The following is a 17,266-nucleotide window of genomic DNA, read 5'->3' on the forward strand; positions in this document are numbered from 1 at the left end:
ATAGGTTGCTCCCCGATGAGAGGCCATATTGTATGTGTGAATGCTTTATTGAGCCAGAGGTTTATTAATCCCTCTGACGCTGATCATACCCCCAACGAGGAACAAGCCCTTGCTCAACGCCTAAATGATCTAATATCCGAGCAACCATAAAATCAATTAAATCTTCAATAGAGTTAGGTTGATGATAAAAACCAGGAGCTGCAGGCATGATCGTTGCTCCCATTTGAGATAACTTAAGCATATTTTCTAAATGCAACGTCGAAAATGGCGTTTCTCTTACGACCATAATCAGTTGGCCACGTTCTTTTAATACGACATCGGCAGCCCGTTCAATAAGGTTGTCTGAAATGCCATGGGCAATAGAAGCAACACTACCAGCAGAACATGGGCACACGACCATTTTCTTTGGTGCTGCAGATCCAGAAGCAACCGGTGAGAACCAATCTTCTTTACCACAAACAGTTAAATTATCAGCATTACACTTAAGATGTTCAACCAATGCTGTTTTCATTGCATCAGGGCCACTTGGTAACTTTAAATCGTGTTCAGTCGCCATCACTACACGAGCAGCTGATGATATTAGAAAATAAACATGATAGTCAGCAGCAAGCAAACATTCTAATAACCGTAAACCATAAGGAGCGCCTGAAGCTCCCGTCATAGCTAACGTAATTGCTTTTTTTTGAGATTTCATTTATTGGCTCAACTTATCAAGTAATTTACCGTGAATCCCTTCAAAACCACCATTGCTCATAACTAATATTTGATCACCTGGTTGCGCTTCGGCCACAATCATATCAACAAAGCAGTCAATATCATTATGAGTATATGCAGGCTGAGAACACTGCTGTACTACATCCTTAACTGACCACGAAATATTATCAGGCTGGAAAAGGTAAATACTATCAGCAGCATGCAAAGAAGCTGCCAACGTATCCTTGTGCACTCCTAACTTCATGGTACTTGAACGAGGCTCTAGTACAGCAATAATTTTCTTATTACCCACTTTATTACGTAAGCCACCTAAGGTTAGATCAATCGCTGTTGGGTGGTGAGCAAAATCATCATAAACCGTAACCCCGTTCACCTCACCTTTAAACTCAAGACGACGCTTAGTATTAATAAACTTACCTAAAGCTTCACACGCTAGATCAGGAGTAACCCCAACGTGACGAGCAGAAGCGACAACCATAAGCGCATTACTGACGTTATGATCACCTACTAAGTCCCAATGAACTTGTCCTACTTTCTCGCCTTCAAAATAAACTTCAAATAGACTGCCATCCTTTTTTAGCTTTATTGCCTTCCAATGACCATCTTCACCGGTAAATTCAAGTTCACTCCAACAGCCCTGCTTTAAAACCTGCTCAAGTGGTTTATCTTGCTCAGGTGCAAAAATACGCCCTGTACTAGGAACCGTCCTAATTAAATGATGAAATTGACGTTGAATAGCAGCAAGATCATCAAAAATATCAGCATGATCAAACTCTAGATTATTTAGAACTAACGTACGAGGACGGTAATGAACAAACTTTGAACGCTTATCAAAAAAAGCACTATCATATTCATCAGCTTCAACAACAAAAAACATACTTTCGCCTAAACGAGCCGATTCGCCAAAGTTACCAAGTACACCGCCCACTAAGAAACCAGGTTTATAGCCACACTCTTCAAGTACCCATGTAAGCATGCTCGCGGTGGTCGTTTTACCATGGGTTCCGGCAACCGCCATTACCCAGCGATCTTGTAATAAGAACTCTTGAAGCCACTGTGGCCCTGAGGTGTATTTCAGATTTTTATCCAATACATATTCAACGCACGGGTTACCGCGACTCATTGCATTACCAATTACCACTAGGTCTGGTGCAGGGTCTAACTGGCTTGGGTCAAAGCCTTGGATGATCTCAATACCTTGAGACTCTAATAACGTACTCATTGGTGGATAAACGTTAGCATCGCATCCTGTGACTTTATGTCCAAGCTGACGAGCTAATGTAGCAGCGCCTCCCATGAAGGTGCCACAGATACCAAGGATATGAATATGCATAATTACAACCGTCTTATTATTAAATTAGTGAGCAACCTCAATTCAAAGTTACTTCAATACTCTTAAAAAGTTCTATGCTATAGAATGAATTACAGCAAACAGTAACACAACTATTATAAAAATAAATCAGTACCTAACCCTACTTATCGTTGATATCTAATAACAGAGAATAAAGGAATAACTATGTCTGAAATAAGAACCCTAGGTGAGTTTATTGTTGCTAAGCAGCATGACTTTCCTCATGCAAGTGGAGAGTTGTCATCGTTAATTGGGTCAATTAAGTTGGCAGCTAAAATTGTAAACCGTGAAATTAACAAAGCGGGACTTGTTGATATTACGGGGGCTTCTGGTGAAGAGAATATTCAAGGTGAGCAACAACAAAAGCTAGATCTTTACGCTAATGACAAATTTAAAGCTGCATTAGAAAACCGTGACCAAGTTTGTGGTGTAGCCAGCGAAGAAGAAGATGAAGCGGTTGCTTTTAATAAAGAACTCAATCAAAACGCTAAATACGTTGTTTTAATGGATCCATTAGATGGTTCCTCAAACATTGATGTAAACGTCTCTGTTGGAACCATTTTTTCAATATATCGTCGTATATCTCCAATCGGGACACCAGCAATAGAGGAAGATTTCCTACAGCCAGGTAATAAGCAAGTCGCTGCTGGCTATATTATTTATGGTTCTTCTACCATGCTAGTTTATACGACAGGTAATGGGGTTCATGGTTTTACTTATGACCCATCCCTTGGTGTATTTTGTCTATCTCATGAAGATATGAAAGTTCCGCAAGATGGGAACATCTATTCCATTAATGAAGGAAATTACATCCGATTCCCTGAAGGAATTAAACAGTATTTAAAGTATTGTCAAGAAATGAAGCCTGAAGATAACCGTCCATATACTTCACGTTACATTGGTTCCCTTGTCGCTGATTTTCATAGAAATTTACTGAAGGGTGGAATATACCTTTATCCAAGTACTCAAGCCTATCCAAACGGTAAATTACGGTTACTTTATGAGTGCAACCCAATGGCAATGTTAATTGAAGAGGCAGGGGGAAAAGCGACAGATGGTGAACAACGTATTCTTAATATCAAACCAACAGAATTACATCAACGAGTCCCTTTCTTTGTTGGCTCTAGCAATATGGTAGATAAAGTTCAGGATTTTCTTGATGAATGGCAAGATTAATCATTAATTTGCCACAATTCAGATACAAAAAAACCGAGTCCTAAGACTCGGTTTTTTCTTGAAACTACTACTGATTACTCAGCTGCAGCTTCTACTTCTGGACGATCTACAAGCTCAATGTATGCCATTGGTGCTTTATCGCCTGTACGGAAACCGCACTTCAGAATACGAGTGTAACCACCAGCACGTTGTGCAAAGCGTGGACCTAACTCGGTAAATAGTTTTGCTACAACTTCGTTATCACGAGTGCGAGCAAATGCTAGACGACGGTTAGCAACACTGTCTGTCTTAGCTAATGTAATCAAAGGCTCAACTACACGGCGAAGCTCTTTTGCTTTTGGTACAGTCGTCTTGATAATCTCGTGACGAACCAAAGAGCAAGCCATATTGCTAAACATAGCTTTACGGTGGCTGCTGTTGCGGTTGAGTTGACGACCACTCTTACGATGGCGCATGACCTAATCCTTCTAACTAGATAATTAGTGAACTGATTAATCTTCAGCGATAGACGCTGGTGGCCAATTCTCTAGGCGCATGCCCAAAGAAAGTCCACGTGAAGCTAGAACATCTTTAATTTCAGTTAAAGATTTCTTACCAAGGTTTGGCGTTTTAAGTAGCTCAACCTCAGTGCGCTGCACCAGATCACCAATGTAGTGAATCGCTTCTGCTTTCAAACAGTTAGCAGAGCGAACCGTTAGTTCAAGATCGTCTACAGGACGCAGTAGGATCGGATCGAACTCTGGCTTTTCTTCTTTCTCTTCAGGAACTCGTACATCACGAAGATCTACAAATGCATCCAGTTGCTCAGCTAAAATTGTAGCTGCACGACGGATAGCTTCCTCAGGATCAAGTGTACCATTTGTTTCCATATCGATAACAAGTTTGTCTAAGTCAGTACGTTGCTCAACACGTGCCGCTTCAACCGAGTAAGAAATTTTATCTACTGGGCTGTAAGTTGCATCGATAAGCAAACGACCAATTGGACGCTCATCTTCTTCAGTATGGATACGCGCTGTTGACGGTACATAGCCGCGACCACGCTCTACCTTGATTCTCATGCTGATTTCAGCATTACCATCAGTTAAGTGGCAGATTACATGCTCTGGGTTCGCAATCTCAACATCACCATCATGGGTGATGTCACCTGCAACAACAGGGCCTGCACCAGACTTGTTAAGAGTAATGATAACTTCATCTTTACCCTCAACCTTAACGGCAAGGCCTTTAAGGTTTAGAAGGATTTCAAGGATATCTTCCTGAACACCTTCTTTGGTGCTGTACTCATGTAATACGCCTTCGATTTCTACTTCAGTTACGGCACAACCCGGCATTGAAGATAGTAAAATACGACGTAGAGCGTTACCTAGAGTATGGCCAAAACCACGCTCTAACGGCTCAAGAGTTACTTTTGCGTGAGTCTGGCTAACTTGTTCGATGTCAACTAGACGCGGCTTTAGAAATTCTGTTACAGAACCCTGCATTGTGTCCTCTCTTTATTTAAGCCTTACTTAGAGTAAAGCTCGACGATCAAGTGTTCGTTGATGTCGGCAGACAAATCAGAACGTTCAGGAAGACGCTTAAACGTACCTTCCATTTTGCCAGCATCTACTTCAATCCAAGTTGGTTTTTCGCGTTGTTCAGCAACTTCTAGAGCAGCTTTAATACGTGATTGCTGTTTAGCTTTTTCACGAATCGAAACAACGTCGTTAGCCGCAACTTTGAAAGAAGGAACGTTAACTACTTTACCATTAACTAGAATAGACTTATGGCTAACTAGTTGACGAGATTCAGCACGCGTAGCACCAAAGCCCATACGGTAAACTACGTTATCTAGACGACCTTCAAGAAGTTGAAGTAGGTTTTCACCTGTGTTGCCTTTAATACGAGCAGCATCTTTGTAGTAGTTACGGAATTGTTTTTCTAGAACGCCGTACATACGACGAACTTTTTGCTTCTCACGAAGCTGAACGCCATATTCAGATAGACGACCGCGACGAGCGCCGTGTACACCTGGAGCGTTATCGATCTTACACTTGGTATCGATCGCACGTACGCCTGATTTAAGGAATAAATCAGTGCCTTCGCGACGGCTAAGCTTCAGCTTAGGACCCAAATATCTTGCCATGTTCTTTCTCCAATATTCCTAGAAACGAAACTTAAACGCGACGTTTCTTAGGTGGACGACAACCGTTATGAGGGATCGGAGTAGCATCAACGATGTTTGTGATGCGGTATCCAGCAGCGTTTAGTGCACGGATAGTTGACTCACGACCAGGACCTGGGCCCTTAACCATAACTTCAAGGTTCTTAACGCCATATTCTTTGGCCATTTCACCACAACGTTCAGCAGCAACTTGTGCAGCAAACGGAGTAGATTTACGAGAACCACGGAAACCAGAACCACCTGCAGTAGCCCAAGCTAGTGCATTACCTTGACGGTCAGTAATGGTTACGATTGTGTTGTTGAAAGAAGCATGGATATGCGCTACGCCATCCGCTACTTGCTTGCGAACGCGCTTACGAGCGCGAGTAGGTTGTTTTGCCATTGTACTCTCTACCTTATCCGATTATTTTTTGATCGGCTTGCGCGGACCTTTACGGGTACGTGCGTTGGTTTTAGTACGCTGTCCACGTAATGGTAGACTGCGACGGTGACGAAGACCACGATAACAACCAAGGTCCATAAGACGCTTAATGTTCATCGATACTTCACGACGTAAGTCGCCTTCGACAGTGTATTTGGCAACACCATCACGCAGAATATCAATCTGCTCATCATTCAGTTCACTGATCTTAACATCTTCAGCAATACCAACTGCAGCTAAAATAGCTTGCGAGCGAGTCTTACCGATGCCGTAAATCGCTGTTAAAGCGATTACTGCGTGTTTATGATCAGGAATGTTAATGCCTGCTATACGGGCCACTATTCACTCCTAGTACTTTTTCTTAAGAAGAGTCACAACAAAGCCCGATGAGGATACGTTGCGACTATAACTACTTCTTTTGCACACAAAAGGTAGGCCGAGAATAATACTCGGCCTAACTTAATATATCAAGTAAAAATTTCTGCTAATTAACCTTGGCGTTGCTTATGCTTTGGTTCAACACAAATTATACGCACAACACCGTTGCGCTTAATAACTTTACAGTTGCGGCAGATTTTCTTAACGGAAGCACGAACTTTCATTGCTAAACTCCGTAAATGGACCTGAAATTAACGGCCGTAGCCTTTCAGATTAGCTTTCTTCAAAACGGACTCATACTGCTGAGACATCAGATGAGTCTGAACCTGTGCCATAAAGTCCATGATAACAACAACTACGATTAGTAGGGAAGTACCGCCGAAATAAAAGCGAACGTTCCAAGCTATCATCATAAACTCAGGGATCAGACAGATAAAGGTAATATACATCGCACCAGCTAAGGTTAAACGGGTCATAACTTTATCAATATATTTCGTAGTCTGTTCACCTGGGCGGATTCCGGGTACGAATGCACCAGACTTCTTCAAGTTATCAGCTGTTTCACGCGGGTTAAACACCAACGCTGTATAGAAGAAACAGAAGAAGATAATTGCTGCTGCATAAAGCATTACGTATAACGGCTGACCAGGGCTTAACGCCATGGAAACATCAGTTAACCAACCGAATGTTCCTTCACCATTACCACCAAACCACTGAGCCAATGTCCCAGGGAATAGTATAATACTAGATGCAAATATTGCAGGAATTACACCAGCCATATTAATTTTAAGAGGCAAGTGAGTACTTTGAGCTGCAAATACCTTACGGCCTTGCTGACGCTTCGCGTAGTTAACGACGATACGACGTTGACCACGTTCCATGAACACTACAAAGTAAATTACTGCAAACGATAACACTGCAATTAGTAATAGAAGAAGCACGTGCAGTTCACCTTGACGCGCCTGCTGGATCGTTTCACCGATAGCTGGTGGTAAACCTGCAACGATACCTGTGAAAATAATCAAAGATATACCGTTACCGATACCACGCTCAGTAATTTGTTCACCTAACCACATTAAGAACATGGTACCAGTTACTAAACTTACTGTAGCTGTCAGATAGAACATCATGTCAGGATTAGCAACTAACCCTGGAATCATGCTTGGTAAACCGGTTGCAATCCCAATTGCTTGGAATGTCGCCAGCACCAAGGTGCCATAACGTGTGTACTGGTTAATCTTACGACGACCAGACTCACCTTCTTTTTTCAATTCTGCTAGAGGTGGATGAACAACTGTTAACAGCTGAACAACGATAGATGCCGAAATATACGGCATAATACCTAGAGCAAGAATTGAGGCACGCGACAGTGCACCACCAGAGAACATGTTAAACAGTTCAATGATGGTACCCTGCTGCTGTTCGAAAAGATCAGCAAGGACAGCAGCGTCAATCCCAGGAATTGGCACAAATGAGCCTGCTCGGAACACTAAAAGCGCACCTATAACAAATAACAGACGCGATTTCAGTTCAGCTAGGCCGTTCTGAGCACTATTTACTTCTTTTCCTGGTTTCTTTGCCATTGTACCTCATCCTTCGAGGATTATTCCTCGATCTTACCGCCTGCAGCTTCAATCGCAGCTTTAGCGCCTTTCGTTACGCGTAGACCTTTAACAGTTACAGCAGTAGCGATTTCACCAGAAAGTACAACTTTCGCGAACACAATGTTCTTAGTGATTACGTTAGCAGCTTTAAGACTGTTTAGATCGATAACGTTACCTTCAACTTTAGCAAGTTCGCCTAAACGAACCTCTGCAGTTACTAGGCTCTTACGTGAAGTAAAGCCAAATTTAGGTAGACGTTGTTTCAGAGGCATTTGACCACCTTCAAAACCAACGCGAACTTTACCGCCAGAACGTGATTTTTGGCCTTTGTGACCACGGCCACCAGTTTTACCTAGGCCTGAACCGATACCGCGACCTACGCGCTTCTTAGAAGCGTTAGAACCAGCAGCCGGTGATAGAGTATTCAAAAACATTACTGATTACTCCTCAATATTAACCATATAGCGAACTTTGTTGATCATACCGCGGTTACACGGAGTATCAGCAATTTCTACTGTATGGTTGATGCGACGAAGACCTAGACCTTTAAGACACAAAACGTGCTTAGGTAGGCGACCGATAGAGCTTTTAGTCTGAGTTACTTTGATAGTTTTAGACATGGTACTTACTCCGAAATAGATTCAACAGTTAGACCACGCTTAGCAGCTACCATTTCAGGTGACTTAACACTACTTAGGCCAGAAATCGTTGCACGAACAACGTTAATTGGGTTAGTAGAGCCGTAAGCTTTAGCTAGTACGTTGCGGACACCCACAACTTCTAGCACTGCACGCATAGCACCACCAGCAATGATACCTGTACCTTCTGAAGCAGGTTGCATGTACACTTTTGAACCAGTGTGGCGACCTTTAACAGAGTGGTGAAGAGTACCTTCGTTAAGTGCAATCGTAAACATGTTACGACGTGCTTTTTCCATTGATTTTTGAATCGCTGCAGGTACTTCACGGGCTTTGCCGTAACCGAAACCTACGCGACCATTACCGTCACCAACAACTGTTAGTGCAGTAAAACTAAAGATTCGACCACCTTTAACCGTTTTAGAAACACGGTTAACAGCAATTAGCTTTTCGTTCAAATCTGTAGCTTGTTGTTGTTCTTTAGCCATCTTCCAACCCTACCTTAGAATTTCAGACCAGCTTCGCGAGCAGAATCTGCTAGCGCCGCTACTCGGCCGTGGTATTGGAAACCAGAACGATCGAAAGCAACATTAGTAATGCCTTTTTCGATAGCGCGCTCAGCAATCAGTTTACCAATTGCTTCAGCAGCCGCTTTGTTGCTAGTGTTTCCAACTTGCTCACGGATTGCCTTTTCTACAGTAGAAGCGGCAGCGATAACCTCTGAGCCGTTTGGTGCGATTACCTGAGCGTACGTATGACGCGGAGTACGGTGCACTACAAGGCGAGTTGCACACAGTTCAGCAATCTTACGACGTGCACGTGTAGCACGACGGATGCGAGATGCTTTCTTATCCATAGTGATACCCTACTTCTTCTTAGCTTCTTTAGTACGCACGATTTCATCGGCGTAACGAACACCCTTGCCTTTGTAAGGCTCAGGTTGACGGTATGAACGAAGGTCCGCAGCAACTTGACCAACTAATTGCTTATCACAACCAGTTAAAACGATCTCAGTTTGAGTTGGACACTCAGCTTTAATACCTTCCGGTAGAGCGTGCTCTACAGGATGAGAGAAGCCAAGAGTAAGGCCTACAGCGTTGCCTTTCATAGCAGCACGGTAACCTACGCCTTTAAGAATTAGCTTCTTAGTAAAGCCTTCATTTACACCGATAACCATATTGTTTACTAGTGCACGAGCTGTACCAGCTTGTGCCCAAGCATTAGCAACGCCTTCGCGTGGACCAAATACAATAGAGTTATCTTCTTGTGAAACAACTACAGCGTCGTTAAGTACGCGAGTTAGTTCACCTTTACCACCTTTAATAGTGATTTCCTGGCCGTTCAGTTTAACTTCTACGCCAGCAGGAAGAACCACAGGTGCTTTAGCAACACGAGACATATCCTACTCCTATTAAGCTACGTAGCAGATAATTTCGCCACCAAGACCAGCTTTACGCGCAGCGCGGTCAGACATAAGGCCTTTTGATGTAGAAACAACAGCAATACCAAGACCACCCATAACAGATGGTAACGCGTCGTTCTTCTTGTAAACACGAAGACCTGGACGAGAAACTCGTTGGATTTGCTCGATAACTGGTTTAGCTTGGAAATACTTAAGAGTGATTTCTAGCTCAGGTTTGATTTCGCCTTCAACAGCGAATTCAGCGATGTAGCCTTCAGCTTTAAGAAGTGCAGCAATTGCAACTTTAAGCTTTGAAGAAGGCATTTTAACAGCAACTTTATTTGCTGATTGACCGTTGCGAACGCGGGTCAGCATATCCGAAATCGGATCTTGCATGCTCATAAGATTTACTCCAAATGATTAAGTGGCAATTACCAGCTAGCCTTACGAAGACCCGGAATCTCGCCTTTCATGCAAGCTTCGCGAACCTTAATACGGCTTAAACCGAATTTACGTAGGTAACCGTGTGGACGACCAGTTTGGTTGCAACGATTACGCTGACGAGATGCACTTGAATCACGAGGTAGAGCTTGCAATTTAAGAACTGCATCCCAACGCTCTTCTTCAGAAGCATTTACATCGCTAATTAGAACTTTTAACGCAGCACGCTTTTGAGCGAACTGAGCTACAAGTTTTGCACGTTTAGCTTCACGTGCTTTCATAGATTGTTTAGCCATAACAGTAACCCTTCACCTTACTTACGGAATGGGAAGTTAAAGGCAGTCAGCAGAGCTCGGCCTTCCGCATCTGTATTCGCTGACGTCGTGATAGTAATATCAAGACCGCGTACACGATCAACTTTATCATAGTCGATCTCAGGGAAGATGATTTGCTCGCGAACGCCCATGCTGTAGTTACCGCGACCGTCAAAAGACTTCGCGCTAACACCACGGAAATCACGTACTCGTGGAAGTGCAATAGAGATTAAACGCTCTAAGAATTCCCACATACGTTCGCCACGCAGGGTTACTTTACAACCGATTGGGTAGCCTTCACGGATTTTGAAACCAGCAACAGATTTACGTGCTTTTGTAATCAATGGTTTTTGACCAGAGATAATTGCCATATCGGCAGCAGCGTTTTCTAGTAGTTTCTTATCGTTGATTGCTTCACCAACACCCATGTTTAGGGTAATTTTTTCAACCCTAGGGACTTGCATGACGCTTGTGTAGCTGAACTCTTTGGTAAGCTCAGCGACTACAGACGACTTGTAGTAATCATGCAGTTTCGCCATAGTAGAACTCCAAATTACTTCTATTAGTTAGAAACAGTTTCGCCGTTAGATTTAAAGAAACGAACTTTCTTACCATCTTCAAAACGGAAACCGATACGGTCCGCTTTACCAGTTGCTTCATTGTAGACCGCGATGTTAGAAGCATCAATTGCTGCTTCTTTCTCAACGATTCCACCTTGTTGACCAAGAGCCGGAACTGGCTTCTGGTGCTTTTTAACAAGGTTGATGCCTTCAACGATAACTTTACCGGTCTCAAGAACCTTAGTTACTTTACCTTTCTTGCCTTTATCTTTACCGACAAGAACGATTACTTCGTCATTACGACGGATTTTAGCTGCCATCTGACCGCTCCTTACAGAACTTCTGGTGCTAGTGAAACAATTTTCATGAATTTCGCATTACGAAGTTCACGAGTCACTGGACCAAAGATACGTGTACCGACTGGTTGCTCAGTAGTGTCATTCAACAATACGCAAGCGTTACGGTCAAAGCGAATGATAGAACCGTCTGGGCGACGAACGCCTTTACGGGTGCGCACTACTACCGCCTTCAGAACATCACCTTTTTTAACTTTACCGCGAGGAATTGCTTCCTTAACAGTAACTTTAATGACGTCTCCGATATGTGCATAACGGCGGTGAGAGCCACCCAGGACCTTAATACACATTACCTTGCGCGCGCCAGAGTTATCTGCAGCGTCAAGTGTACTTTGCATTTGGATCATTGTTAGTGCTCCGCTAAATATTTAAATAGACCCATCACGGGTCGGACTGCCTCTCTAAAAGAGGATGGGGAGTGTATCACCATTCTTTTCATAAAGGTAGTCAAAAAATAAACAGCTCCAAAAAAAATTAATTGGAGCTGTTTACATGTATCGCTATCGAATCAGCAAAAATTAAGCTTTTGCTTTTTCAATAATGTTTACCAGAGTCCAAGACTTAGTCTTAGACAGTGGACGACATTCACAAATCGCAACTAGGTCGCCTTGGCCACACTCGTTGTTTTCATCATGTGCGTGAAGCTTAGTCGTACGCTTGATGTATTTACCGTAGATCGGGTGTTTCACCATGCGTTCAATAGCAACAACAATAGACTTGTCCATTTTGTCGCTAATTACACGACCTTGCATAGTACGAATTTTCTCGCTCATTATGCGCCAGCCTTCTCATTCAGTAAAGTTTTAACACGTGCGATATCACGACGTACAGCTTTCAGAGTATGAGTTTGCTGTAGTTGACCAGTCGCAGCTTGCATGCGCAAGTTAAACTGTTCACGTAGCAAATTCAAAAGCTCTTCATTTAGCTCTTCAACGTTTTTCTCGCGTAGATCTTGTGCTTTCATCACATCACCTGCTTAGTTACAAAAGTAGTTTTGATAGGCAGTTTACGTGCCGCTAGGCGGAACGCTTCACGTGCCAACTCTTCAGGTACGCCGTTCATTTCGTACATAACCTTTCCAGGTTGGATTTGGGCTACCCAGTACTCAACGTTACCTTTACCCTTACCTTGACGAACTTCAAGCGGTTTTTCTGTGATAGGTTTGTCTGGGAACACACGGATCCAGATTTGACCTTGACGCTTAATGTGACGCGTCATAGCACGACGTGCCGCTTCAATTTGACGAGCAGTTAGACGACCACGGCCTACAGCTTTAAGACCGAATTCGCCGAAGCTCACTTCAGTACCTTTAGCAAGACCACGGTTACGACCAGTCATAACCTTACGGAACTTAGTACGTTTTGGTTGTAGCATCAGTCAGCTCCTTACTTACGGCTTCTACGCTGCTTCTTAGGCTTGTCAGCCTTAGGCTCTACTGCATTAGCAGCTGGCATACCGCCTAGAACTTCACCTTTGAAGATCCAAACTTTAACGCCGATCACACCGTATTGAGTGTGAGCCGAAGAAGTTGCGTAATCAATGTCAGCACGTAAAGTATGTAGAGGCACACGACCTTCACGATACCATTCAGAACGTGCGATTTCAGCACCGCCAAGACGGCCGCCTACTTGTACTTTGATGCCTTTCGCGCCTAGACGCATTGCATTTTGTACCGCACGCTTCATAGCGCGACGGAACATAACACGACGTTCTAGTTGAGAAGCAATGCTATCAGCTACAAGTTGAGCGTCTAGCTCTGGCTTGCGAACTTCTGCAATGTTGATTTGCGCTGGAACACCTGCGATTTTAGCTACGCCTGCGCGTAGTTTTTCTACATCTTCGCCTTTCTTACCGATTACTACGCCTGGACGAGCAGTGTGAATAGTCACACGGATGCTCTTCGCAGGACGCTCGATAACGATGCGAGATAGAGATGCTTTTTTCAGTTCTTTAGTAAGATACTGACGTACCTTGAAGTCGCCGTCTAGGTTGTCAGCGAACTCTTGGCTACTAGCAAACCATGTAGCATTCCAAGGCTTAACGATGCCAAGACGAATACCATTAGGATGTACTTTTTGACCCATTTGCTTAATCTCCTAGTCTTTAACGATCAGCTACAACGATAGTGATGTGGCTTGAACGCTTCAAGATGCGATCTGCACGACCTTTAGCACGAGGCATAATACGCTTCATGATAGGGCCTTCGTCTACGAAGATTTTAGCGACATTTAGATCGTCGATATCTGCACCTTCGTTGTGTTCAGCGTTTGCGATAGCAGACTCAACAACTTTCTTAATTAATACTGCAGCTTTTTTGTTGCTGAAAGTAAGAATTTCAAGAGCTTGGTCTACTGATTTCCCACGAATTTGGTCCGCAACTAAGCGAGCCTTTTGTGGAGAAATGCTGGCAAAACGATGTTTAGCAATAGCTTCCATATTCTACCTCCTAACGCTTTTTAGCTTTCTTATCTGCAGCATGGCCGCGATAAGTACGAGTAGGTGCAAATTCGCCCAGCTTGTGACCAATCATGTCTTCTGTAACGAAAACTGGTACATGCTGGCGACCATTATGGACAGCGATGGTCAAGTTGATCATAGTTGGAATGATCATTGAACGACGGGACCAAGTCTTAATAGGCTTTTTGTCTCCGCTTTCCACCGCTTTCTCTACCTTCTTCAGCAAGTGTAGGTCAATAAAAGGACCTTTCTTGAGAGAACGTGGCATGGCGATTCCTCTTTATAGATTATTTGTTACGACGACGTACGATGTACTTGTCAGTAGATTTATTCTTACGAGTCTTGAAGCCCTTAGTTGGCATACCCCAAGGTGATACTGGGTGACGACCGCCTGATGTACGACCTTCACCACCACCGTGTGGGTGATCCACTGGGTTCATTGCAACACCACGTACCGTTGGACGAACACCGCGCCAGCGTGTAGCACCGGCTTTGCCTAGCTCACGTAGCATGTGTTCAGAGTTACCAACTTCACCGATAGTCGCACGACCTTCAGAAAGAACTTTACGCATCTCACCAGAGCGTAGACGTAATGTCACGTAAGCGCCATCACGAGCAATGATTTGTGCGTATGCACCAGCAGAACGTGCAACTTGTGCGCCCTTACCAGGTTTTAATTCAACACAGTGAACAGTAGAACCTACTGGAATGTTGCGCAATGGTAAGCAGTTACCTGCTTTGATTGGCGCATCAACACCTGATTGTACTGTATCGCCGGCTTTAAGACCTTTTGGTGCGATAATGTAACGACGCTCACCGTCTGCGAACAGAACTAGTGCAATGTTTGCACTACGGTTTGGATCATATTCTAAACGTTCAACGATAGCTGGGATGCCATCTTTTGTACGTTTAAAGTCAATTAGACGGTAGTGTTGCTTATGACCACCACCAACGTGACGTACTGTAATACGACCGTTATTGTTACGACCACCAGATTTAGAGTTTTTCTCTAAAAGAGGTGCGTATGGCTTACCCTTATGTAGGTCAGCGTTAACGATTTTTACAACGTGACGACGACCAGGGGAAGTCGGCTTACATTTAACAATAGCCATTTTTAACTACTCCTGTTATTCCGCGCCGCCAACGAAGTCTAGGTCTTGACCTTCTTTCAAGATTACGTACGCTTTTTTCACGTCTGAACGACGGCCTTGGCGTGCACCTTGACGTTTGGTCTTGCCCTTAGTGATAAGGGTATTTACAGACTTAACTTCAACTTCAAACAACTTTTCTACTGCTGCTTTAATCTCTTTCTTAGTTGCATTGATTGCTACTTTGAAAACAATAGTGTTATTGCCTTCAGCAGCCATCGTTGCTTTTTCAGAGATATGTGGGCCACGTAGGACTTTTAGTAGACGCTCTTCACTGATCATGCCAGCATCTCCTCAACTTGCTTAACTGCAGCTGCAGTCATTAGAACCTTGTTGAATGCAACTAGGCTTACTGGATCAATACCAGCAACGTCACGTGCGTCAACTTTATATAGGTTACGAGCAGCTAAGAATAGATTCTCGTCTACTTCGCCAGTTACGATAAGAACATCGTTAAGCTCAAGCTCTTTAAGCTTAGCAACTAGCTCTTTAGTCTTTGGTGCTTCTACAGAGAAGTTGTCAACAACGATCAAACGATCTTGACGAACTAACTCAGAAAGAATGCTCTTTAGAGCACCGCGGTACATTTTTTTGTTTACTTTTAAGCTGTGATCTTGTGGTTTCGCAGCAAAAGTAACACCACCTGAACGCCAGATTGGGCTACGAATAGTACCCGCACGAGCTCGGCCTGTACCTTTTTGACGCCATGGCTTAGCGCCACCGCCAGATACTTCTGAACGTGTTTTTTGAGCGCGAGTACCTTGACGAGCACCTGCTGCATAAGCAACAACTACTTGGTGTACAAGAGCTTCGTTAAACTCACGTCCGAAAGTAGTTTCGGAAACAGTTAGTGCCGCAGCACCTTTAACCATTAGTTCCATTACATACTCCTAAGACGTTATGCTTTAACAGCTGGTTTAACGATCACGTTGCCACCTGTTGAGCCTGGTACTGCACCTTTAATAAGAAGCAGATTGCGCTCAGCGTCAACACGTACGATCTCTAGGTTTTGAGTCGTACAACGCTCAGCACCCATGTGACCTGCCATTTTTTTGCCTTTAAATACGCGACCTGGAGTTTGACATTGGCCAATTGAACCCGGAGCACGGTGAGACAAAGAGTTACCGTGAGTCATATCTTGAGTACGGAAGTTCCAACGCTTAACAGCGCCTTGGAAGCCCTTACCTTTAGATGTACCAGTAACGTCTACTTTTTTGATTTCGTTAAAGATTTCAACACTTAGCTCAGCGCCAACTGCGAATTCTTCACCGCTTTCTAAACGGAATTCCCAAAGACCGCGACCTGCTTCAACACCTGCTTTCGCAAAGTGACCAGCTTCAGGCTTAGATACGCGGTTAGCTTTCTTAGAACCACAAGTAACTTGAATTGCGTTGTAGCCATCTGTTTCTACAGTTTTCACTTGAGAAACACGGTTAACTTCAACTTCAACTACTGTTACTGGGATAGAAACGCCTTCTTCGGTAAAGATGCGGGTCATGCCCACTTTACGACCGACTAGACCAATCATAATAATCTCCCCTTAACCTAGGCTAATTTGAACATCAACGCCAGCAGCAAGGTCTAAACGCATTAGTGCGTCAACAGTTTTATCTGTTGGCTCAACAATGTCGATTAAACGCTTGTGAGTACGAATTTCGTACTGGTCACGTGCGTCTTTGTTAACGTGAGGAGAAGTAAGAACAGTAAAACGCTCTTTACGAGTAGGTAGTGGAATAGGACCACGAACCTGAGCGCCAGTGCGCTTAGCTGTTTCAACGATTTCCGCTGTAGACTGATCGATTAGCTTGTAATCGAATGCTTTTAGGCGGATACGTATACGTTGGTTCTGCATGAGACAGAGCTCCAATAATAAATACACAAACAATATCGCCACTCAATCCCGTTAAAACGAGAGAATGCCGATTGATTTATGTGAAACCATAGGTCCAAAATTAGGACACATTGTCAGTTAACTTATATTAGAATTTAGTCTAATGATTGCTCAACAGTCTAATTTCAAATAATGTTAACCGCGAACATAAGCTGAGTATTCATTCTAAGTACTAACCCTACTCTGTAGGAATCAGCACTTTCCTCGCTGCTCATTGGTTCACAACTGACTTAAGCCAGTGCGATGCATTA

Annotated in this window: 31 protein-coding genes; 1 reads left to right on the forward strand and 30 read right to left on the reverse strand. The window is 43.6% G+C overall.

Going from position 1 to position 17,266, the window contains the following annotated elements; translation table 11 throughout:
* Nucleotides 1-64: 64 nt before the first annotated feature.
* Nucleotides 65-694: a flavin prenyltransferase UbiX gene (locus tag AC2IP4_RS12670; protein ID WP_486310344.1), complete on the reverse strand. Its 630-nt coding sequence runs from the start codon at nt 692-694 to the stop codon at nt 65-67.
* The gene (gene mpl / locus AC2IP4_RS12675; protein ID WP_375321630.1) at nt 695-2,047 is read right to left on the reverse strand and encodes a UDP-N-acetylmuramate:L-alanyl-gamma-D-glutamyl-meso-diaminopimelate ligase; all 1,353 of its coding nucleotides are present in this window, start codon (nt 2,045-2,047) and stop codon (nt 695-697) included.
* Nucleotides 2,048-2,230: 183 nt separating this feature from the next.
* Between mpl and fbp the strand changes: the two genes are divergently transcribed.
* The gene (gene fbp / locus AC2IP4_RS12680) at nt 2,231-3,241 is read left to right on the forward strand and encodes a class 1 fructose-bisphosphatase (protein ID WP_375321629.1); all 1,011 of its coding nucleotides are present in this window, start codon (nt 2,231-2,233) and stop codon (nt 3,239-3,241) included.
* Between the two features lie 74 nt (nt 3,242-3,315).
* On the opposite strand, the gene rplQ is transcribed toward fbp, so the two are convergent.
* The 28 genes from rplQ to rpsJ form a co-directional block, all read right to left on the reverse strand.
* The gene (gene rplQ / locus AC2IP4_RS12685; RefSeq protein WP_012549173.1) at nt 3,316-3,696 is read right to left on the reverse strand and encodes a 50S ribosomal protein L17; all 381 of its coding nucleotides are present in this window, start codon (nt 3,694-3,696) and stop codon (nt 3,316-3,318) included.
* A 36-nt stretch (nt 3,697-3,732) separates the two neighbouring features.
* Nucleotides 3,733-4,722 carry a DNA-directed RNA polymerase subunit alpha gene (locus AC2IP4_RS12690; protein ID WP_375321628.1) on the reverse strand — a complete coding sequence of 330 codons (990 nt, stop codon included), beginning with the start codon at nt 4,720-4,722 and terminating at the stop codon, nt 3,733-3,735.
* A 23-nt stretch (nt 4,723-4,745) separates the two neighbouring features.
* On the reverse strand, nt 4,746-5,366 hold the full coding sequence (gene rpsD / locus AC2IP4_RS12695) for a 30S ribosomal protein S4 (RefSeq protein WP_045103035.1): 621 nt from the start codon (nt 5,364-5,366) through the stop codon (nt 4,746-4,748).
* A gap of 31 nt (nt 5,367-5,397) precedes the next feature.
* Complete coding sequence (rpsK, locus tag AC2IP4_RS12700; protein WP_005303517.1) at nt 5,398-5,787, reverse strand: 30S ribosomal protein S11; 390 nt, start codon at nt 5,785-5,787, stop codon at nt 5,398-5,400.
* Between the two features lie 21 nt (nt 5,788-5,808).
* Nucleotides 5,809-6,165: a 30S ribosomal protein S13 gene (gene rpsM, locus AC2IP4_RS12705; protein ID WP_012549170.1), complete on the reverse strand. Its 357-nt coding sequence runs from the start codon at nt 6,163-6,165 to the stop codon at nt 5,809-5,811.
* Between the two features lie 149 nt (nt 6,166-6,314).
* The gene (gene rpmJ, locus AC2IP4_RS12710) at nt 6,315-6,428 is read right to left on the reverse strand and encodes a 50S ribosomal protein L36 (protein ID WP_044583162.1); all 114 of its coding nucleotides are present in this window, start codon (nt 6,426-6,428) and stop codon (nt 6,315-6,317) included.
* Nucleotides 6,429-6,455: 27 nt separating this feature from the next.
* Complete coding sequence (gene secY / locus AC2IP4_RS12715) at nt 6,456-7,787, reverse strand: preprotein translocase subunit SecY (protein WP_045103036.1); 1,332 nt, start codon at nt 7,785-7,787, stop codon at nt 6,456-6,458.
* Between the two features lie 20 nt (nt 7,788-7,807).
* On the reverse strand, nt 7,808-8,242 hold the full coding sequence (gene rplO, locus AC2IP4_RS12720) for a 50S ribosomal protein L15 (protein WP_105056815.1): 435 nt from the start codon (nt 8,240-8,242) through the stop codon (nt 7,808-7,810).
* Between the two features lie 6 nt (nt 8,243-8,248).
* A complete protein-coding gene (gene rpmD, locus AC2IP4_RS12725) occupies nt 8,249-8,428 on the reverse strand; it encodes a 50S ribosomal protein L30 (protein WP_045103038.1) in 180 nt (59 codons plus the stop codon).
* A gap of 5 nt (nt 8,429-8,433) precedes the next feature.
* Nucleotides 8,434-8,934 carry a 30S ribosomal protein S5 gene (gene rpsE / locus AC2IP4_RS12730; RefSeq protein ID WP_060993960.1) on the reverse strand — a complete coding sequence of 167 codons (501 nt, stop codon included), beginning with the start codon at nt 8,932-8,934 and terminating at the stop codon, nt 8,434-8,436.
* Between the two features lie 14 nt (nt 8,935-8,948).
* Nucleotides 8,949-9,302, reverse strand: a complete 354-nt coding sequence (rplR, locus tag AC2IP4_RS12735; RefSeq protein WP_045103040.1) for a 50S ribosomal protein L18 — start codon at nt 9,300-9,302, stop codon at nt 8,949-8,951.
* A gap of 9 nt (nt 9,303-9,311) precedes the next feature.
* Nucleotides 9,312-9,845, reverse strand: coding sequence for a 50S ribosomal protein L6 (gene rplF, locus AC2IP4_RS12740; protein WP_105056814.1), 534 nt, complete (start codon nt 9,843-9,845; stop codon nt 9,312-9,314).
* Nucleotides 9,846-9,857: 12 nt separating this feature from the next.
* A complete protein-coding gene (gene rpsH / locus AC2IP4_RS12745; protein WP_045103042.1) occupies nt 9,858-10,250 on the reverse strand; it encodes a 30S ribosomal protein S8 in 393 nt (130 codons plus the stop codon).
* A gap of 29 nt (nt 10,251-10,279) precedes the next feature.
* The gene (rpsN, locus tag AC2IP4_RS12750; RefSeq protein ID WP_060993962.1) at nt 10,280-10,585 is read right to left on the reverse strand and encodes a 30S ribosomal protein S14; all 306 of its coding nucleotides are present in this window, start codon (nt 10,583-10,585) and stop codon (nt 10,280-10,282) included.
* Nucleotides 10,586-10,602: 17 nt separating this feature from the next.
* Entirely contained in the window at nt 10,603-11,142 is a 540-nt protein-coding gene (rplE, locus tag AC2IP4_RS12755) for a 50S ribosomal protein L5 (RefSeq protein ID WP_061005632.1), read from the reverse strand.
* Between the two features lie 23 nt (nt 11,143-11,165).
* Nucleotides 11,166-11,483 (reverse strand): 50S ribosomal protein L24, encoded by a 318-nt coding sequence (gene rplX / locus AC2IP4_RS12760; RefSeq protein WP_060993964.1) that lies wholly within the window; start codon nt 11,481-11,483, stop codon nt 11,166-11,168.
* Between the two features lie 11 nt (nt 11,484-11,494).
* Nucleotides 11,495-11,866 carry a 50S ribosomal protein L14 gene (gene rplN, locus AC2IP4_RS12765; protein ID WP_012549159.1) on the reverse strand — a complete coding sequence of 124 codons (372 nt, stop codon included), beginning with the start codon at nt 11,864-11,866 and terminating at the stop codon, nt 11,495-11,497.
* A gap of 171 nt (nt 11,867-12,037) precedes the next feature.
* Complete coding sequence (rpsQ, locus tag AC2IP4_RS12770; RefSeq protein WP_486310345.1) at nt 12,038-12,292, reverse strand: 30S ribosomal protein S17; 255 nt, start codon at nt 12,290-12,292, stop codon at nt 12,038-12,040.
* Nucleotides 12,292-12,483, reverse strand: a complete 192-nt coding sequence (gene rpmC / locus AC2IP4_RS12775; protein ID WP_005417238.1) for a 50S ribosomal protein L29 — start codon at nt 12,481-12,483, stop codon at nt 12,292-12,294. Before rpmC ends, rpsQ begins: the two co-directional genes overlap by 1 nt.
* Complete coding sequence (rplP, locus tag AC2IP4_RS12780; RefSeq protein WP_045103048.1) at nt 12,483-12,893, reverse strand: 50S ribosomal protein L16; 411 nt, start codon at nt 12,891-12,893, stop codon at nt 12,483-12,485. Before rplP ends, rpmC begins: the two co-directional genes overlap by 1 nt.
* An 11-nt stretch (nt 12,894-12,904) precedes the next feature.
* Nucleotides 12,905-13,603, reverse strand: a complete 699-nt coding sequence (gene rpsC / locus AC2IP4_RS12785) for a 30S ribosomal protein S3 (RefSeq protein WP_045103049.1) — start codon at nt 13,601-13,603, stop codon at nt 12,905-12,907.
* Between the two features lie 19 nt (nt 13,604-13,622).
* Complete coding sequence (gene rplV / locus AC2IP4_RS12790; RefSeq protein WP_045103050.1) at nt 13,623-13,955, reverse strand: 50S ribosomal protein L22; 333 nt, start codon at nt 13,953-13,955, stop codon at nt 13,623-13,625.
* A gap of 10 nt (nt 13,956-13,965) precedes the next feature.
* Nucleotides 13,966-14,244: a 30S ribosomal protein S19 gene (gene rpsS, locus AC2IP4_RS12795; RefSeq protein WP_012549154.1), complete on the reverse strand. Its 279-nt coding sequence runs from the start codon at nt 14,242-14,244 to the stop codon at nt 13,966-13,968.
* A 19-nt stretch (nt 14,245-14,263) separates the two neighbouring features.
* A complete protein-coding gene (rplB, locus tag AC2IP4_RS12800; protein ID WP_012549153.1) occupies nt 14,264-15,088 on the reverse strand; it encodes a 50S ribosomal protein L2 in 825 nt (274 codons plus the stop codon).
* A 15-nt stretch (nt 15,089-15,103) separates the two neighbouring features.
* Nucleotides 15,104-15,406: a 50S ribosomal protein L23 gene (gene rplW / locus AC2IP4_RS12805; RefSeq protein ID WP_060993966.1), complete on the reverse strand. Its 303-nt coding sequence runs from the start codon at nt 15,404-15,406 to the stop codon at nt 15,104-15,106.
* Nucleotides 15,403-16,005 (reverse strand): 50S ribosomal protein L4, encoded by a 603-nt coding sequence (gene rplD / locus AC2IP4_RS12810; RefSeq protein ID WP_060993967.1) that lies wholly within the window; start codon nt 16,003-16,005, stop codon nt 15,403-15,405. The genes rplW and rplD overlap by 4 nt, the downstream gene beginning before the upstream one ends.
* A 17-nt stretch (nt 16,006-16,022) precedes the next feature.
* Nucleotides 16,023-16,652 carry a 50S ribosomal protein L3 gene (gene rplC, locus AC2IP4_RS12815; protein WP_060993968.1) on the reverse strand — a complete coding sequence of 210 codons (630 nt, stop codon included), beginning with the start codon at nt 16,650-16,652 and terminating at the stop codon, nt 16,023-16,025.
* Between the two features lie 12 nt (nt 16,653-16,664).
* Nucleotides 16,665-16,976: a 30S ribosomal protein S10 gene (gene rpsJ, locus AC2IP4_RS12820; RefSeq protein ID WP_005417222.1), complete on the reverse strand. Its 312-nt coding sequence runs from the start codon at nt 16,974-16,976 to the stop codon at nt 16,665-16,667.
* Between the last annotated feature and the right edge of the window lie 290 nt (nt 16,977-17,266).

It is taken from the genome of Aliivibrio thorii (assembly GCF_057368585.1).

Excerpts from the sequence above, each read along its gene's own strand:
- rplW (WP_060993966.1), bottom strand. The coding sequence starts at position 15,406 with ATGATCAGTGAAGAGCGTCTACTAAAAGTCCTACGTGGCCCACATATC.
- rplP (WP_045103048.1), bottom strand. The coding sequence starts at position 12,893 with ATGCTACAACCAAAACGTACTAAGTTCCGTAAGGTTATGACTGGTCGT.
- rplB (WP_012549153.1), bottom strand. The coding sequence starts at position 15,088 with ATGGCTATTGTTAAATGTAAGCCGACTTCCCCTGGTCGTCGTCACGTT.
- rplQ (WP_012549173.1), bottom strand. The coding sequence starts at position 3,696 with ATGCGCCATCGTAAGAGTGGTCGTCAACTCAACCGCAACAGCAGCCAC.
- rplV (WP_045103050.1), bottom strand. The coding sequence starts at position 13,955 with ATGGAAGCTATTGCTAAACATCGTTTTGCCAGCATTTCTCCACAAAAG.
- rplX (WP_060993964.1), bottom strand. The coding sequence starts at position 11,483 with ATGGCAGCTAAAATCCGTCGTAATGACGAAGTAATCGTTCTTGTCGGT.
- rplF (WP_105056814.1), bottom strand. The coding sequence starts at position 9,845 with ATGTCTCGTGTTGCTAAAGCACCTGTGGTTCTTCCTGCTGGCGTAGAA.
- secY (WP_045103036.1), bottom strand. The coding sequence starts at position 7,787 with ATGGCAAAGAAACCAGGAAAAGAAGTAAATAGTGCTCAGAACGGCCTA.
- rpmC (WP_005417238.1), bottom strand. The coding sequence starts at position 12,483 with ATGAAAGCACAAGATCTACGCGAGAAAAACGTTGAAGAGCTAAATGAA.
- AC2IP4_RS12690 (WP_375321628.1), bottom strand. The coding sequence starts at position 4,722 with ATGCAGGGTTCTGTAACAGAATTTCTAAAGCCGCGTCTAGTTGACATC.
- rpsH (WP_045103042.1), bottom strand. The coding sequence starts at position 10,250 with ATGAGCATGCAAGATCCGATTTCGGATATGCTGACCCGCGTTCGCAAC.
- rpsE (WP_060993960.1), bottom strand. The coding sequence starts at position 8,934 with ATGGCTAAAGAACAACAACAAGCTACAGATTTGAACGAAAAGCTAATT.
- mpl (WP_375321630.1), bottom strand. The coding sequence starts at position 2,047 with ATGCATATTCATATCCTTGGTATCTGTGGCACCTTCATGGGAGGCGCT.
- rplN (WP_012549159.1), bottom strand. The coding sequence starts at position 11,866 with ATGATCCAAATGCAAAGTACACTTGACGCTGCAGATAACTCTGGCGCG.
- rplC (WP_060993968.1), bottom strand. The coding sequence starts at position 16,652 with ATGATTGGTCTAGTCGGTCGTAAAGTGGGCATGACCCGCATCTTTACC.
- rpsQ (WP_486310345.1), bottom strand. The coding sequence starts at position 12,292 with ATGAGCGAGAAAATTCGTACTATGCAAGGTCGTGTAATTAGCGACAAA.
- rpmD (WP_045103038.1), bottom strand. The coding sequence starts at position 8,428 with ATGTCTAAAACTATCAAAGTAACTCAGACTAAAAGCTCTATCGGTCGC.
- rplR (WP_045103040.1), bottom strand. The coding sequence starts at position 9,302 with ATGGATAAGAAAGCATCTCGCATCCGTCGTGCTACACGTGCACGTCGT.
- rpsJ (WP_005417222.1), bottom strand. The coding sequence starts at position 16,976 with ATGCAGAACCAACGTATACGTATCCGCCTAAAAGCATTCGATTACAAG.
- rpsK (WP_005303517.1), bottom strand. The coding sequence starts at position 5,787 with ATGGCAAAACAACCTACTCGCGCTCGTAAGCGCGTTCGCAAGCAAGTA.
- rplE (WP_061005632.1), bottom strand. The coding sequence starts at position 11,142 with ATGGCGAAACTGCATGATTACTACAAGTCGTCTGTAGTCGCTGAGCTT.
- rpsS (WP_012549154.1), bottom strand. The coding sequence starts at position 14,244 with ATGCCACGTTCTCTCAAGAAAGGTCCTTTTATTGACCTACACTTGCTG.
- rplO (WP_105056815.1), bottom strand. The coding sequence starts at position 8,242 with ATGTTTTTGAATACTCTATCACCGGCTGCTGGTTCTAACGCTTCTAAG.
- rpsD (WP_045103035.1), bottom strand. The coding sequence starts at position 5,366 with ATGGCAAGATATTTGGGTCCTAAGCTGAAGCTTAGCCGTCGCGAAGGC.
- rpsN (WP_060993962.1), bottom strand. The coding sequence starts at position 10,585 with ATGGCTAAACAATCTATGAAAGCACGTGAAGCTAAACGTGCAAAACTT.
- rpmJ (WP_044583162.1), bottom strand. The coding sequence starts at position 6,428 with ATGAAAGTTCGTGCTTCCGTTAAGAAAATCTGCCGCAACTGTAAAGTT.
- rplD (WP_060993967.1), bottom strand. The coding sequence starts at position 16,005 with ATGGAACTAATGGTTAAAGGTGCTGCGGCACTAACTGTTTCCGAAACT.
- fbp (WP_375321629.1), top strand. The coding sequence starts at position 2,231 with ATGTCTGAAATAAGAACCCTAGGTGAGTTTATTGTTGCTAAGCAGCAT.
- AC2IP4_RS12670 (WP_486310344.1), bottom strand. The coding sequence starts at position 694 with ATGAAATCTCAAAAAAAAGCAATTACGTTAGCTATGACGGGAGCTTCA.
- rpsC (WP_045103049.1), bottom strand. The coding sequence starts at position 13,603 with ATGGGTCAAAAAGTACATCCTAATGGTATTCGTCTTGGCATCGTTAAG.